This window comes from Massilia cavernae (assembly GCF_003590855.1).
Classification (GTDB): Bacteria; Pseudomonadota; Gammaproteobacteria; order Burkholderiales; family Burkholderiaceae_D; genus Telluria_A; species Telluria_A cavernae.
Map to the genome: position 1 here is coordinate 1 of NZ_QYUP01000055.1, position 14,400 is coordinate 14,400.

Below are 14,400 nucleotides of genomic sequence, written 5' to 3' on the forward strand. Positions count from 1 at the left end.
CAAGAAGCGACACGGGTGAATTCGACAATAACCAAAATAATCGGCCGCGACATCGTGCTCAATCTGGAGTCGCTGGCGTATCTATACTCACGCGTACCTTTCCAGATTCAGCGCGCCTACCAGATAGCCTCGGCGCTGTTCGCGCAGCAGCAAGGCACGCTGCCGATTACGCCGGCCCAGCTGCAGATCCTGCGCTTGCTCGACGAACATGGCCCAATGGTGCAGACCGAACTGTCCAACCTGGCCGCCACCGACAAGTCCACTGCGGGCCTGGTACTGACCAATCTGCTCAAGCGGCATCTGGTTGAACGACACACCGACCCGGAGGACAGGCGCCGTAAACGCGTGATGATCACCGCAAGCGGCCAGGCGGCGCTCGCGACCGCCAAGGCCGAACAGATCAAGGCCGAGGACATCCTGTTCGAAGGAATGCAAACAGGCCAGCGCGAGCAATTGATGGGCCTGCTGGCCCGCGTGGCCGGCGAGCAGTCGGTGCAGTGCACGGCATCGTGGCTGATGCGGCGCTGCCTGCAAGCGGTCGAAGCCCTGCTGTCCGACGAAGCCGGCCTGTTCGGATTGACGCTGCGCCAGTTCTGCGCGCTTCACGTTGTATTCTGCCACCCGGGCATCGGCGAACCGGCCATCCGCAAACTGCTGGGCTACGAGATCACCAATGCCGCGCTGGTGGTGGGTCTGTTGCACGAGAAGAGCCTGGTCAGCGCCAGGCCGGGCAGCTCGGCCAGCCGCAAACGCTATTACGCGACGCCAATGGGCCGCGACGTGCTGATGACGGTGGAACCCAAGCTTGCCGCCATAGCGACCGAGTTCGTGCATGGCTTGAGCAGCGACGAGGTCACGCAACTGCAGCGGCTCCTGGGCGAGCTTATCCTGCGCCATGGAGACAAAGTGAAAGCGCCTCTCGCGGCATTCGAACAAGCCGTGACATTGCCCTCCTGGCCGCTTCCCCCTTCCAGTAACTTTGTCGTCGAGCATCGCGACGCTCTCAACGACCTGACCAACAGGGCGCTGCGCCAAAAGGACGCTGCCTGAGGGCAGCAGCGTTGGCCGAAGCGCCCCCACGCTGAGAACGCGAAACACGTACCACCTCCGGCCCGCCTTCCTTAACTGCCCCGGGCGGCGACACCGCAGCCCGGGGCCGGTTCATCGCCCACCTCTTACGGGCACAAGATGGCGTCCGCGCCCAGTCCCGCCCTGCGGCGCGCGGCCACGACGGTGTTTCGAAGCAGCACTGCTATGGTCATCGGCCCGACCCCGCCGGGAACCGGGGTGATGGCGCCGGCGACTTGCACCGCCGAATCGAAGTCAATATCACCCACCAACCGCGTTTTGCCCGAGCCGGCCGGATCCTCGATCCGATTGATGCCGACGTCGATGACGGTGGCGCCGGGCTTGATCCAGGCGCCGGGAATGGCCAGTGGCCGCCCGATGGCCGCCACCAGGATATCCGCCTCCCGTACCACCGCCTGCAAGTCGCGAGTGCGCGAGTGCGCCATGGTGACTGTGCAATCCTGCGCAAGCAATAGCCGCGCCATCGGCTTGCCCACGATGTTCGAGCGCCCCACCACCACCGCCCGCAAACCGGCGAGCGAGCCATGACGGGCGCGCAGCAGCATCAGGCACCCCAGCGGCGTGCATGGCACAAGACCGTCCTGTCCGACCGCGAGGCGGCCGGCATTGTTCACGTGGAAGCCGTCCACGTCCTTGTCCGGGTCGATGGCGCAGATGACCGCCGTCTCGTCGATCTGCGGCGGCAAAGGCAGTTGCACCAGGATACCGTCGACCGCTTCGTCGGCGTTCAGGCGGACCACGAGTTCAAGCACCTCCTCCTGCGTGGCGCCGGCCGGCAGCCGATGCGTGAAACTTTGCATGCCGGCCTCCAGCGTGGCGCGCGCCTTGGACGCCACATAGACCCGGCTGGCCGCGTCCTCACCGACCAGCACCACGGCCAGCCCGGCAGGACGGCCCCGCTCCGCGTTGAATCGCGCGCCAGCCGCCGCGACTTGGGCCCGCAGCGCCGCGGCATGGGCTTTGCCGTCGATTAGGTCCGCGCTCATTCCGGGAACACCACGGTCTTATGGCCGTTGAGCAGCACCCTGCCCTCCAGGTGGTAGCGCACCGCGCTCGCCAGTACGCGGCGCTCGATGTCGCGTCCGCGCCGCACCAGCTGTTCCGGCGTGTCCCTGTGACTGATGCGCTCCACGTCCTGCTCGATGATCGGCCCCTCGTCCAGGTCGGCGGTGACGTAATGCGCGGTCGCGCCGATCAGCTTCACCCCGCGCTCATACGCCTGGTGATACGGCCTGGCGCCCTTGAAACCAGGCAGGAAGCTGTGGTGGATGTTGATGCACCGGCCGGACAGCTTGGCCGACAAATCATCCGACAGGATCTGCATGTAGCGGGCCAGCACGACCAGCTCGGCGCCGCTCGACTGCACGATGTCCCACACGCGGGCCTCCTGCTCGGCCTTGCCGTTGGGGGCAGCCTTGTCGACCGGCAGGTGGTGGAAAGGAATGTCGCCCAGGTTGAGCTGCGCATAGGTGTCGCGCGGATGATTGGAGACGATGCCAACCACCTCCATCGCCAGCTCGCCGGTGCGCCAACGGTACAGCAGGTCGGCCAGGCAATGGTCGAACTTGGAGACCATCAGCAGCACCCTGCGCAGCTTGCGGCAGTCGTGCACCGAGTATTGCATGTCGAAGCGCGCGGCCACGGGGGCCATCAAGGCATTGATGTCGATGTCGGCGTCCGCGCGCGTCTGTTCAAAATGAATGCGCACAAAAAAGCGATCGCTGACGGTGTCGTCGAACTGTTGCGAATCGAGGATATTGAAGCCGCCCTCGAACAGCGCGGTGGCCACGGCGGCAACGATACCCGGTCGATTGGCACAGGCCAGCCGAATGATATATTCAGAAGTGGTGTTCATGATCGGTCTGCAGGTTGGTCGTTGAAAATCACAGCGCTTCGCGGCGGCGGTCCTGTTTGTAGGGCGCGTTGGCCACCCTGGCGCGGATCAGTTTTTGACGCGATCCAGGCGAGCCCCACAGCACATGGACCGGCGTACCCGGCTCGGCCAGTTTGGGATCGACGAAGGCCAGCGCCAGCACCTTGCGGAAGTGGTAGCTGTAACCCGGACTGGTCGACACACCCACTGTCTCGCCGTTGATCTGGACCGCGTCGGCCCACACCGTCCAGCGCTGCGGATGGGGGATATCCAGAAAGTCGTAGGGCGTCTCTTCGCCGAACAGCGAGGCGTAGAGATCGATCACATCCGCGTCGTTGAACTCCAGCGTGACCCGGGTCCGGCGCGGACCTGCCGCGACTTCGGCCTCGAGCGCAGCGCGTCCGCGGAACTCGTGGTCGAACTTGACGCTCTTGCCCCAGCCCAGCTCGAACGGGCTGTAGCAATATTCGCTGATATCCTGTCCCTGGAAGCTGCCACGAATGGCCGGCACCAGTCCCTTCATGTCGAAATTCTTCAGGATGAAATCGCGGAAGCCGACGGCGTCGGCGCTGAAGATGTCGTTCAAGTAGTGCCAGGTGATGGTGGGGAATGCCGCTTCCAGGTGATTGATCATGGCCGTGCGGCGGCCCAGGCGGCGGATGCCATGCGCCTCGCCGGCCGCCAGCAGCGCCGCGTGCACCGCGGGCGCATCGGCGGCATCGCCATGGAACTCAAAGCCGATTTCGCCCGCCATGCCCTGCCGCAGCGCATAGCACGGCTTGCCCGCGATCGTGACGGGAATGAAGTGCATGAACTTCACATCCGTCAGCGCTTCGCCGGTGGCCGCCTGGCATACTGCCAGCGCCTCGGGACCGGACACCTGGAACTGGAAGGTATGCACTTGCTTCCATTGCGCGTCGTAGCCGCCCTTCTCCAGCAGGAAGGCCGACCAGGTGGCCGTTCCGGCCTGGGTACGGAAGCGCTGCTCGTCCAGCCGCATCAGCACGCCCTCGCCCATGACCTTGCCCCGTTCGCTGCACTGGATCAAGTGCTTGCCTTGTCCGATGTCGAATTTGGCAAAGCTGTTGGCGCCGCTTTCGCTGAAAAAGCGCAATGCATCCGGCCCTTCCACTTCGACGTCCCACAGGAAGGACCAGTCGCCGATATAGCAGCTTTCCTTCCAGGACATTTGCTCGTCCTGCCAGCCGGTGTATTCGGATGCGCCCCAGCCAGGATGCGCCACCGGATGGGTAGCACGCAGGCGTTCGATAATTGCCTTGCTCATGATGTTCTTTCCAATGTTAAAAAATTTCAGTACCGCCCTAGCGACTAGGCGGAAACGCGCACAGCTTCCAGCGGCGCCACCTGCGAAGGGACCGCCACGCGTGGACGCAACAGCCAGGCGGCCAGCGCCGGCACCAGGACCAGTGCGCCGACCATATTCCAGACGAACATGAACGCCAGCAGCAGGCCCATATCCGCTTGGAACTTGATCGGACTAAACATCCACGTCAGCACCCCCACCGCCAACGTCACACCGGTCAATGTCACCACCTTCCCCGTAAACAGCAGCGCCCGGTGATAGGCTTCCGCCAGCGTGGCGCCGGCGCGCAGCGACGCCAGCGTGATGCTCAATATGTAGAGCGCGTAGTCCACGCCGATGCCCACGCCGAGCGCGATGACCGGCAGCGTCGCCACCTTCACGCCCATGCCCATCACCACCATGATGGCTTCCGCCAGGATCGAGGTCAGCATCAACGGCAGCACCGCCACCACCACCGCGCGCCACGAGCGGAATGTGATGAAACACAGCGCGGCGACGGCCCCATACACCAGCCACAGCATCTGGCTCCACGCCGAGCGCACTACCTGGTTGGTCGCCGCTTCAATGCCTGCGGAACCGGCCGCCAGGATGAACTGGGTATCGGCGGTGTTGTTGACCTTCGCGTACGCTTCGACGAAAGCCACTACGCGCTCCAGCGTGGCCGCCTTGTGATCGCTGAGGTAGACATACAGCGTGAGCAGGTCGCAGCGGTCGTTGTAGAGGCCGCGCGGCGTCCGCACCGCGATCGTATTGAGCATGTCCTGGTTGCGCGGGAACTCGTACCACTTGGGACTCGCTTCGTTCAACCCTGCAAGCAAGCGGCGCGACATCAGGGCGAGCGACTGCGTGCTCTCGACGCCCGGCATCTGGCGCAACTGCCACTCGAGCGCATCGAGCTTGTTGAGCGGCTCATAGCCGGAGCACAGTCCGTCCGGTGTACGGACCATCACTGCCAGCACATCGCTCGACGCGCCGTAGTGGTCGCGGACATAGGCGATGTCGCGGTTGTAGCGGCTGTCGGCACGCAACTCCGGCGCGCCCGGATCAAGGTCGCCGATCTGCAAGCCGCGGCTCAGCCAAAAACCGGCTACCGTCAACACCAGCGCCGCGCCCAGCACGAACCCGGCCCGCGACGGCCGGGTCAGCGTGGCCAGCCCGGCCCATAGCCGCTTCAGCGCGCCGCCATCCTCCGCGCGCAGGCTACGCGCGGCAGCGGCCGGGCTGACGCCGGAATAGCTGAGCATCACGGGCAGCAGGATCAGGTTGGTGAAGATCAGCACCGCGACGCCAACGCTGGCCGCGATGGCCAGTTCGCGGATCGCGTCGATCTCCACTACCAGCAGGACGCCGAATCCGACAGCGTCGGCCAGCAAGGCCGTCAGTCCCGCCAGGAACAGGCGGCGGAACGTCATGCGCGCCGCGATCCGCTTGTGCATGCCACGGCCGATGTCCTGCATGATGCCGTTCATCTTTTGCGCCCCATGGCTCATGCCGATGGCGAACACCAGGAAGGGAACCAGGATCGAGTAGGGATCGAGTCCCTGCCCCATCGCGGGGAGCAGGCCCACCTGCCATACGACCGCGATCAGCGAGGCCGCCACCACCAGCAGCGTGGATCGCACGCAACGCGTGTAGGCGTAAACCATCGCCGTCACGATCACCACCGCGGCGCCGAAGAAGGCCAATACGGTCTTGACGCCCGCGATCAGGTCGCCGACTACCTGGGCGAAACCGGTGACGTGCACCTGCACGCCCGCCGCCGTGTAGCGAGCCCGCACTTCCTCGAGCTTGTGGACGAAGGCGCCGTAGTCGATCGGCCGCCCTGCGGCATCTTGCGCCAGCAAGGGCACATAGATCACGCTGGAACGCTGGTCCAGCGCTACCAGTTGCCCGATTTCCCCGGCGCGTTGCACGTTCACGCGCAGCTGCTGCAAGCTGGCCGCGCCGCCGTCCCAGCCGTCCGGGATGACCGGGCCGTCGTCCAGGCCCTCCTCGGTGACCCCGGTCCAGCGCGTGCCGGGGGTCCAGAGCGACTTCATCTGTGTGCGGTTCACGCCTGGCATCAGGAACACTTCGTCGCTGAAGCGGCGCAAGGTTTCCATGTAGGCCTTGTCATAGATGTCGCCGCGCGGATTGGCCACCACGATGCGCAGCGCATTGCCCAGCCCGGTCAAATCCTCCTGATGCTTGAGGTAATTGACAATGTAGGGATGCTGGGCCGGAATCATCTTTTCAAAACTGGCTTGCAGCTGGAGCCTGGTCGCCTGCCAGCCCAGCAGCAAGGTGACCAGGGCGCACACGCCCAGGACCCAGGCGCGATGATTGAACAGCAGTCGTTCCAGCAACGATCCGCTGCGCGGATCGAACCCGTCCGGTCCGCCCGCTTGTTTAATATTTCTAAGTGAAGTGCTCATCATTTACTTCCGAAATTCTGAACGGCGCTGGCGGGCAGCGCGATGGCGCCGGCAGCGGTCAACGCCAGCACGCCACCGGAACGCAAAGGCAAAATGGCATGGATTGGCGGCAGCGGAGCGCCGGGCAGCGGCACCAGCGTATCGTCGCGCTGGCGGAGCAACTGGCCGGACTGCGTCGACAACAGTGGCTTTCCGCCCAGCAGTAGCGAATGGGTCACTGTCGCCTGCGACAGGGTGCGCTGGACTTCCCAATGCGCTCCGCCATCCCGGGAGTGCCAGACATTGCCGCGCAGGCCAGCCACCCACATGCCGCCATCTTCAGCGATCTCGGCCGTGAAGAAGCTGCCGCGGTAGGGCGCGGCCAGCCTTTGGTAGCGCTTGCCGCCATCCTCCGACAGCAGGATCAGCCCCTGCTCGCCCGCCAGCAGCACGCGCCCGCCCCGGGCGCGCGCCGCGTAGATATGCAGGCCCTGGGGGTTGTCCAGCGGCGTGTCGGGCACCGCCCAGCTGCGGCCGTCGTCGTCGCTCTGCAGCACGATGTTGTAGGCACCGACGGCCAGGATGCGCCGTCCGTCCAGCCTGAGCAGCGCCAGCAAGGGCTTGTCCGGCCCATCCGCGACCAGCTGCCGCGCCTGCGCCAACTCAGGCTCCCGCCCCCCACGCTCGGCCGAAGCCAGCATGAGCTGGGCGACCTGATGCCCATCCAGCCGCTTTTGCCAGCTGCGGCCGCCATCGACGGTGGCGAGCACCAGACCGCCATGCCCCACCGCCACGCCATGCTTGTCATCCTGAAAGCTGACCGCCGTCAGTGTCGCGCTGGCCGGCACGCTGGCCTGCTGCCAGCTGCGTCCCTCGTCCGTGGAGCGCGCGATGATGCCGCGCTCGCCCACAGCGACCAGGGTGCCGCCCGCATAAGCCACGTCGAGCAGCACGGCACGGCCGGGTTGGCGCGCCGGCAATGCCGCCCGGGCCAATGGGTCGCCCGCCGGCGCCGCCGTGGGACCGGCGGCAAGCAATTGTCCAGCCGCCAGCGGGGACAGCAGCAAGGCCGCGCACAAGCGTCGGCGCAAAGCCAGCGGTCTCGGTCCGCAAGCCAGGGTGAGTGAAAGCTTGGCCATGGCGTCAACGCACGCCGTCGCCGGTCATGGAGTCAGGGGTGAACACACTGCTCTGGAAACGGGCCTTGATCGGCATCTGCGCCGGCCTGGAGTTCATCAGCTGTCCCGCGAAACCGTTACCGGCGATCAGATCGGTATAGCCGTAGGCCCCACCGACCGTTCCCGGCAAGTCCGGCGCGACAATGTTTTGGGTCCACAATGTCTTCCAGAGCTGCCCTTTGGCATCCCAGCGGTCGCCCAGGACGCAGAGCCAGGTGTCTTCGTCACAATAGTAGCGGGACTTCGGCGCCACGTGGCGCAGGCCCGCGCGCAGGCTGGCCTCCACCACCCACACCCGGTGCAGCTCCCAGCGCACGTGATCCGGATTCAGGTAGCCCTTGCCCAGCACCTCGGTTTCGCTGGCTGGCTGAAGCAGGCGATTGCCATTGTAGGGAATATAGAGCTCGCGCTTGCCCAGCAGCTTCCATTCGAAACGATCCAGCCGGCCCGACCAGGATTCAATCTCGTCGAACGCCATCAGGCCCTGTGTCGACGGATGGGGCGTGTCGCAGCAGGTGTTGGGCAGCTTGCGCACCCGGCGCTGCCCCGTCAGGTAGATCCAGCCTTGATCCTTTTCGCCGTCGAACTGGCGCCGTCCGACCATGGCCTCGCCCGAGCGGATCGGCGGACCTTCGCTGACCACGCGAATGGTCCAGTAGTCGCCGGTCTTGTTGAACTCTTCCAGCGAGCCGTCCGGGAAGTAGTACGGCATCTGGACCTCGCCCTTGTTAATGTTGGTCAGGATGCTGCGGCCGTCGGCCGTCATTTGATACGATTGGGTATTCATCTGCACGGCGACGCCGCGCCAGCGCAGCATGTGGTTCCACATCACCTCGGCGCCGGCTTTCGGGAGCGGGAACGGAATGCCGCCGAAGGCGTTGCTCGGCTTGTCGTCGACCAGCCTGGCGCGTGTGGCGTTGCGGAAGGTTGCGTCGTAGACCGCTTGCGGAGCGGCGGCGGTGCGATGCGTCTTGTACACGTCGATGCGGTAAGCCGGATCCTTCTTGAGCAAGGCCTTCTGCCCATCGCTCAGCTTGTCCTCATAGGTCGCCATGTTGCGCGCATTGATGGAGAACAAGGGCTTCTCGCCTTTGAATGGATCTCCGCGCCGCCCGCCGGCCTTGTCGCCTGGGATCGGGGTGGTATGGCCGCCGGTCCAGGCGGGGATGCTGCCATCCTTGTTGCCAGCCCGTTCGCCGCCCAGCGGCATCAGCTCGGTCTTCAGCCTGGCCGCTTCTTCGGGTGTCGCGGCGGCCTGCACCGCGGTGGCGCCGACCAGCGGCAACAGCAGCAGCAAGGTGCGCAATGTCAGTGGGGTATGCATAATTGTCTCCATCATTAGAATGTGCGGGTCATCGTGAACACCATCAGGTCGCGGTCAGCCAGACCCTGCTTGTAGCTGAAGGCGTTAGAACTGTTCAGGAACGGCGCGGCCGTTCCGAAGTAATGCGTGTAGTTCAGGCTGAATTTCCAAACCGACCTGAACAGGCCGTTGACGCCGACGCTCACGTCGCCGCCGTTCTCAGCCGGCAAACCGCCGGGACCGAGCGCCATCGAGCGCGAGCCCTTGGGCGTGAAGCCGAGTCCGATCGGCACGCCGAGATCAAGGCCCGGCATCACTTGCCGATAAGTGGGCTCCAGTACCATGCGCACCGCCAGCGCGTCGCGCGTCGCCGTCGGCGCAATGCGGGCGCACTGCGTCTGGCAGCTCAGGACGCGGTTCCAGGCCCCTTCGGCCACCAGGGTGGCCTCGTCGAACAGCGGGGTATGCGGCAAGGACCACAGCACCGACACGTTCGCGTGCGCGGTCCGGCCCACGGCGTATGCCGGATTGTCCCGGTTGTCGTTGGCAGGGATCACGCCCGGCGGAGCCAGCGCCGACGCATCGGCCGCGCCGGTGCTGGCCAGGTCCTGGTTGCTGCGCACCGAGGCCTCCAGCGCGACGTTGGCCTGGCCAAAGGTACGGCTGGCGCTGAAACCGTAGGCACGGATGCCTTCGTGGTGCGCGAGATAGTAGCCAGTCGGCGCCGGTCCTGTGGCGCTGCGCCCCAGCACCGTCACCTGCTGGAAGCTCTTGCTGTGGAAACGCAGCGCGTAGAAGCCCAGGTCGGTGTCGTCAAGGCGCCAGCGCAGTTGCAGGCCGCCCTGGCCGCTGTCCCTGGTATCCATATCCGGTCGACGCGAAACGGAGGCCACGGGGCCCAGCAACAAGCGCTCGGCGCCATCGAAGTTGGTATCGGATTGGGAGAAATAGCTGCCCACGGCGGGCAACCTGTTGGCGCGATAGCGGAACTGATAGTAGGCGCCCAGCGACACGGTGTCGCTCAGTTGCCACTGCGTGGACACCTGCGGCACCGGCAGCACGAATTCCTTCGCCTGGGAGTTGGGCACGGAAACCAGGCGGGCAACATTGGACGGCATTTGGCCGCCAGCGATCGCGTTCCCTGCCAGGAACAGGCTTTCGCCCCACAGCAGCGAATGCTGGCCGAGGCGGGCGACCAGATTGCCCTCGCCCACACGCATCTTCGCGAACAGGAAGGCATCCATCAGTTCGGCCTTGCGCCCATGCAGCTTGCGGGTGGCCGCGGTGAATTCGTTGTAGGGTGTCGAAGCCTGGTTGGCAAAGCCGGCGGGAGGACCCGGGTTGTCGTTGCGGCGGTTATAGACGGAGTCGTACCACCCCGCCGCGCTGACGCGCGCCCCCACGTCGCGGTAGACGGCGTCAAGCTCGGTGAAAAAATCCACCCGGTTCGACACCAGGCCGCGGCTGAAGTTGTTGTCGCCGTCATTGAGGTTGATCGGAGCTGTCAGCACGCTGTCGCGGTCTTGCAGACGCACTGCGGCGGTGTACTTGAACGTATTGTCCCAATTCAGCTTGAGGCCGGTTTCGGGATCGTCGATCAGCGGCATGGCCTGCGCCAGCGGGCTGAGCGTCGTCAGCAGCAGCAAAGCGGAACGTACAGCGCGCCCGCTTGCTCGCTTGCGCCCGACGCGCTGCGCAAATCCTGAATGTCGTGCTTCCATCTTCTGTCTCCTGGTTTTTATATTGAAAAATGTTGCGGGTCAGTGATTCATGGGCGCTCGGCCCGCGGAACGAAATTGCCGTGGAAAGCCATCGGCTGTTTGAACGGCAGCCGAACCCGTGCGAGCGGTGGCGCCTCCATGTGCTGCGCGTCGAGCACATACAGTTCGGCGCAGCCCTCCGCCGGCTTGTTGACCAGGCTGAGCAGGAAACCGTCGCCCTCGGCGCTGTCGGCGCGGCGCGGCACGAAGACCGGTTCCTGTGAACTTCCGCCGGGAATCACGTGCTCCGCCAGCTCGCGCGTTTTCCAGTCCAGCCGGCCGATGCCATTGCGGGTTTTGATGAAGCCCCAGCGGTAGGCTGCCATCGCGTAGCGCGGATCGCAGCGCGGCATTTCGCCCATGGCGCCAGGGAAAGGCGTGCGGGTGACCTTGTCCTCGGCGCTGGACAGATCGAAACTCAGGCGGGTGACGAGAGGGATGCCTTGCGCCGGATCGACCTTGTTGCCGTGCACGTCGTTGAAGAAGGGGAAAGCGCTGCCTTTGCTGATGGTGGCATCGATGTGCACCATGTCGCCATCGGTGTAGGCGTTCATGATGTGGCCGCTGACACACTCGTGCAGCTTGAACCAGCGAATGGTATCGACGGTCGCGTCGCGGCGCATGATGCCCCACAGGGAAGGCAAGTCCGGATCGTAGGCGTAAAAGTCGCCCCCCGCCGCGATGCGCGCCGCGTCGGTGGTGAGCGGCATGACGGCGAAGATGACGTGCTCGCGCGTGACGCCGAAATCGTGCGCCAGGCCCGCATACGGGGACTGGAAGAATTCTTCGCGAACCACCTTGCCCTTTGCATCGATCACCTGCAAGGCCATGTCGGCGTCCAGCGTGCCACGGCAGTAAAAGCCGTACGACCACCATTCCCCCGTCACGGGATCGATTTTCGGATGCGCGGTGAGCGACATGCCCTTGAGCTGGCCGGCGAAGTCCCACTTGGGCAGCGTTTCCAGCGTATCGGGGTCGATCTGGTGCGGGTAGGAATCCTCGCGCAGCGCAAGCAGGCGGCCCGCATGGAAGAAGGCGGTGGTGTTCCCCGTGTTGTCCCGATCGGTGCCATGGGTCTCTGCGGCGTCCGTATGCTGGTTCCGATACTTTCCGTACAGCCTGCCGCGCGCCGCGCGCTCCTTCAGGAAGCGCTCGGTCTTGACATAGCGGCACTTGAACGCGACATGGCCGTCGCGGAAATCGAAGGACGACACCATGCCGTCGCCGTTGACGATGTTATCGGCGGCAAGGGTTGGGAACTGCGTATCGGGACCCGCGCGGTACAGCGTGCCCTCCAGTTCGGACGGGATGCGCCCGATCACTTCACAGTCGTGCACGTCGGCCTCGAAGCGCAATGGGGTTTCGGTACCGTAAAAGCTTGGTATGGCGTGAAATGGTTCACTCATGGGAACTCCTGGTAATGTCGGAAGTTGAGAGGTTGGGATGTCCAGGCGAGGGCCGGATACCGCCCTCGTCGCCATGGACGCGAATTATTTGGGTTGCAGCGTCGGTGGGTGCGGTGTGTGCCTGCGTCTCTTACCGCGGGTCGCTGGCAACCCGGCGAACGAACTCGGCCAGGAGCGGTCCCACGGTGTCCTGCGGACTGCCGAGCTGTTGCACACTGGACAAATGGTTATGGCCGCTCAGGTAGAGCATCTCCGGCCAGCGGCCGGTCCGCTCCATGGATGCGGCGACTACCTGCGCAGCTTGCTGCTGGAATTCCGCCGGGTCCAGTTCGGAAACGGTGTACAGGCAGGGCCAGCCGCCATCCAGCAGTCCGGGCAGGCTCGACCGCTCCGCGAACAGGCCGGCGTCGGCGCCGTAATAGAGGCGTTCGCGCTCGCTGTGCCTCAGCGTTTGCAGGTCGTACAAGCCGCTCAGCAGAATTGCAGCGGCAGGACGCGGCTGCCGCTCCGCCGGCCATCGCGCCAGGCATCCGGCCACGTGCGCCGCGCCGGCCGACTGGCCCATCAGCACCACGGCCGGTGCGCCGCCGCACCAGGCGTGCGCATTTTCCTGCAGCCACTGGGCTGCCATGGCCACATCGTCGGCTCCCGCCGGCCAAGCGTGATCCGGCGCCAGGCGGTAGTTCATCGTCGCGCTCACCCAGCCTTGCGCCGCAGCCCATGCGCCGATGTGGTTGTAGAAGACATCGTCGGGACCGCCCTTCTGCCCCATCGTGAAGCCGCCGCCGTGCACGAACAGCAGCACGGGCCGCGCACGCACCTCGCCGGTTGGTACGAACACATCCATGCGATGACGGGCATGCGGGCCGTAGCCCAAGTCGCGGAACACCGTACAGGAGTCGGCTTGAGGGCGCGGAGCATGGGGCGCCAGCAGTCGAGCAGTGGTGGCGATCATTTCGGGGGAAATCGCCTGGCCCAGAGCGGCCAAGGCTTGACGCAGTTCGGTTTGCATGAGAAATTCGTCTCCGTAGATTCGTATTATGTCCTCATTTTGCATGCAAAAATATGCCATGTCAATTGGTATGACGTCCTTAATTTTCAAATTAAACGCATATACAACTCAAGGCACTTCCCTCGATGCAAAGCGATTTGTCACAGGGCGCGACGCGTTAAGCCAAACCTCATGAGAATTGTATGACATCCTCATAAATCGATTAAAAAGCGCCAAGATAAACTCCTCCGCCCATACTCGATCGCTGACGAGCCGCCCCCACTAGGCCTTGACCAGCGGCTGATCGGATGCCGCCACGTTCTTGTCTGCGCGCTCCGGGCGAGCAAGCTGATTGAACGAGCCGCCGTGATAGCCGAGCGCCGGGGCATCGGTGTCGTCCATACCAACTACCTGTCCAATGAGAATGGTGTGGTCACCTGCCGGAATCGCCTGATCCAGCACACATTCGAAGAATGCGGCATTGCCTCGAAGAATAGGAAGGCCTGCTCCGCTGTCGTCGCACGCAACACCCTCAAAACGGTCTGCAACCTTGGACGCGAAGCGGACTGCAGTCTCTTTCTGATCACCGGCCAGGATGTTCACTACAAAACCCGGCGCGTTTGCAAAAGATTCATGCACCGATGCGCGCTGATCCAGGCACACCAGGACCAGCGGCGGAGACATCGATACGGAGGTAAATGAATTGGCTGTAAACCCGACCCGTCGCCCGTCTCCGGTGCGTGTCGTCACCACGGTCACCCCGGTGGGAAAGCAGCCGAATGCGCGGCGCAGGTCGATCGCTGAAAAATTTGACATTGAATGGCTCCGAACTCGTTGACGATAGTCGGATGATAGGGATGCCCATTCGCTCGTGCTTCGCCCAATTGGCGAGAACAATGTCTGTTTTCGCGAACCTTCACACGCCTGCCGAGCCCAAGGAAGAATGACGGCGCAGCACCGTCAAATGTCTCAGGCACCGCATACTCAGGCGGGACAGTGGCGCCGCCAGGCGCTCCTGGCAAAGGCGCGCATCAGCTTTCCTGCAGCACTCCGAGCCGTGCACTGCGCCAGGCCATCGGGGTC

At 64.5% G+C, this 14,400-nt stretch carries 11 protein-coding genes; 1 reads left to right on the top strand and 10 read right to left on the bottom strand.

Going from position 1 to position 14,400, the window contains the following annotated elements; genetic code table 11:
• Positions 1-1,050 (top strand): MarR family winged helix-turn-helix transcriptional regulator (locus D3872_RS05040; RefSeq protein ID WP_119809761.1); only part of this gene is annotated, 1,050 nt, incomplete at its 5' end.
• A gap of 125 nt (positions 1,051-1,175) precedes the next feature.
• Here the strand turns inward: D3872_RS05040 and folD are convergent.
• The 10 genes from folD to D3872_RS05090 all read right to left on the bottom strand — a co-directional run bounded on the left by folD (position 1,176) and on the right by D3872_RS05090 (position 14,133).
• Positions 1,176-2,075: a bifunctional methylenetetrahydrofolate dehydrogenase/methenyltetrahydrofolate cyclohydrolase FolD gene (folD, locus tag D3872_RS05045; RefSeq protein WP_119809762.1), complete on the bottom strand. Its 900-nt coding sequence runs from the start codon at positions 2,073-2,075 to the stop codon at positions 1,176-1,178.
• Complete coding sequence (gene purU, locus D3872_RS05050) at positions 2,072-2,944, bottom strand: formyltetrahydrofolate deformylase (protein ID WP_119809763.1); 873 nt, start codon at positions 2,942-2,944, stop codon at positions 2,072-2,074. The genes folD and purU overlap by 4 nt, the downstream gene beginning before the upstream one ends.
• 28 nt (positions 2,945-2,972) lie before the next feature.
• The gene (locus D3872_RS05055; protein ID WP_119809764.1) at positions 2,973-4,247 is read right to left on the bottom strand and encodes a glycine cleavage T C-terminal barrel domain-containing protein; all 1,275 of its coding nucleotides are present in this window, start codon (positions 4,245-4,247) and stop codon (positions 2,973-2,975) included.
• Positions 4,248-4,291: 44 nt separating this feature from the next.
• A complete protein-coding gene (locus tag D3872_RS05060) occupies positions 4,292-6,700 on the bottom strand; it encodes an efflux RND transporter permease subunit (protein WP_119809765.1) in 2,409 nt (802 codons plus the stop codon).
• Positions 6,700-7,818, bottom strand: coding sequence for a WD40/YVTN/BNR-like repeat-containing protein (locus D3872_RS05065; protein WP_119809766.1), 1,119 nt, complete (start codon positions 7,816-7,818; stop codon positions 6,700-6,702). Before D3872_RS05065 ends, D3872_RS05060 begins: the two co-directional genes overlap by 1 nt.
• Before the next feature lie 4 nt (positions 7,819-7,822).
• The gene (locus D3872_RS05070) at positions 7,823-9,181 is read right to left on the bottom strand and encodes a DUF1329 domain-containing protein (RefSeq protein WP_119809767.1); all 1,359 of its coding nucleotides are present in this window, start codon (positions 9,179-9,181) and stop codon (positions 7,823-7,825) included.
• A 14-nt stretch (positions 9,182-9,195) separates the two neighbouring features.
• Positions 9,196-10,881 (bottom strand): DUF1302 domain-containing protein, encoded by a 1,686-nt coding sequence (locus tag D3872_RS05075; protein WP_229459169.1) that lies wholly within the window; start codon positions 10,879-10,881, stop codon positions 9,196-9,198.
• Positions 10,882-10,928: 47 nt separating this feature from the next.
• The gene (locus D3872_RS05080) at positions 10,929-12,326 is read right to left on the bottom strand and encodes a carotenoid oxygenase family protein (protein ID WP_182915691.1); all 1,398 of its coding nucleotides are present in this window, start codon (positions 12,324-12,326) and stop codon (positions 10,929-10,931) included.
• Between the two features lie 130 nt (positions 12,327-12,456).
• Entirely contained in the window at positions 12,457-13,338 is an 882-nt protein-coding gene (locus D3872_RS05085; RefSeq protein ID WP_182915692.1) for an alpha/beta hydrolase, read from the bottom strand.
• 261 nt (positions 13,339-13,599) lie between these two features.
• A complete protein-coding gene (locus D3872_RS05090; protein ID WP_119809770.1) occupies positions 13,600-14,133 on the bottom strand; it encodes a flavin reductase family protein in 534 nt (177 codons plus the stop codon).
• Between the last annotated feature and the right edge of the window lie 267 nt (positions 14,134-14,400).

Coding starts and splice junctions, on each gene's coding strand:
- D3872_RS05060 (WP_119809765.1), bottom strand. CDS start 6,700: ATGAGCACTTCACTTAGAAATATTAAACAAGCGGGCGGACCGGACGGG.
- folD (WP_119809762.1), bottom strand. CDS start 2,075: ATGAGCGCGGACCTAATCGACGGCAAAGCCCATGCCGCGGCGCTGCGG.
- D3872_RS05055 (WP_119809764.1), bottom strand. CDS start 4,247: ATGAGCAAGGCAATTATCGAACGCCTGCGTGCTACCCATCCGGTGGCG.
- purU (WP_119809763.1), bottom strand. CDS start 2,944: ATGAACACCACTTCTGAATATATCATTCGGCTGGCCTGTGCCAATCGA.
- D3872_RS05065 (WP_119809766.1), bottom strand. CDS start 7,818: ATGGCCAAGCTTTCACTCACCCTGGCTTGCGGACCGAGACCGCTGGCT.
- D3872_RS05075 (WP_229459169.1), bottom strand. CDS start 10,881: ATGGAAGCACGACATTCAGGATTTGCGCAGCGCGTCGGGCGCAAGCGA.
- D3872_RS05090 (WP_119809770.1), bottom strand. CDS start 14,133: ATGTCAAATTTTTCAGCGATCGACCTGCGCCGCGCATTCGGCTGCTTT.
- D3872_RS05085 (WP_182915692.1), bottom strand. CDS start 13,338: ATGCAAACCGAACTGCGTCAAGCCTTGGCCGCTCTGGGCCAGGCGATT.
- D3872_RS05070 (WP_119809767.1), bottom strand. CDS start 9,181: ATGCATACCCCACTGACATTGCGCACCTTGCTGCTGCTGTTGCCGCTG.
- D3872_RS05080 (WP_182915691.1), bottom strand. CDS start 12,326: ATGAGTGAACCATTTCACGCCATACCAAGCTTTTACGGTACCGAAACC.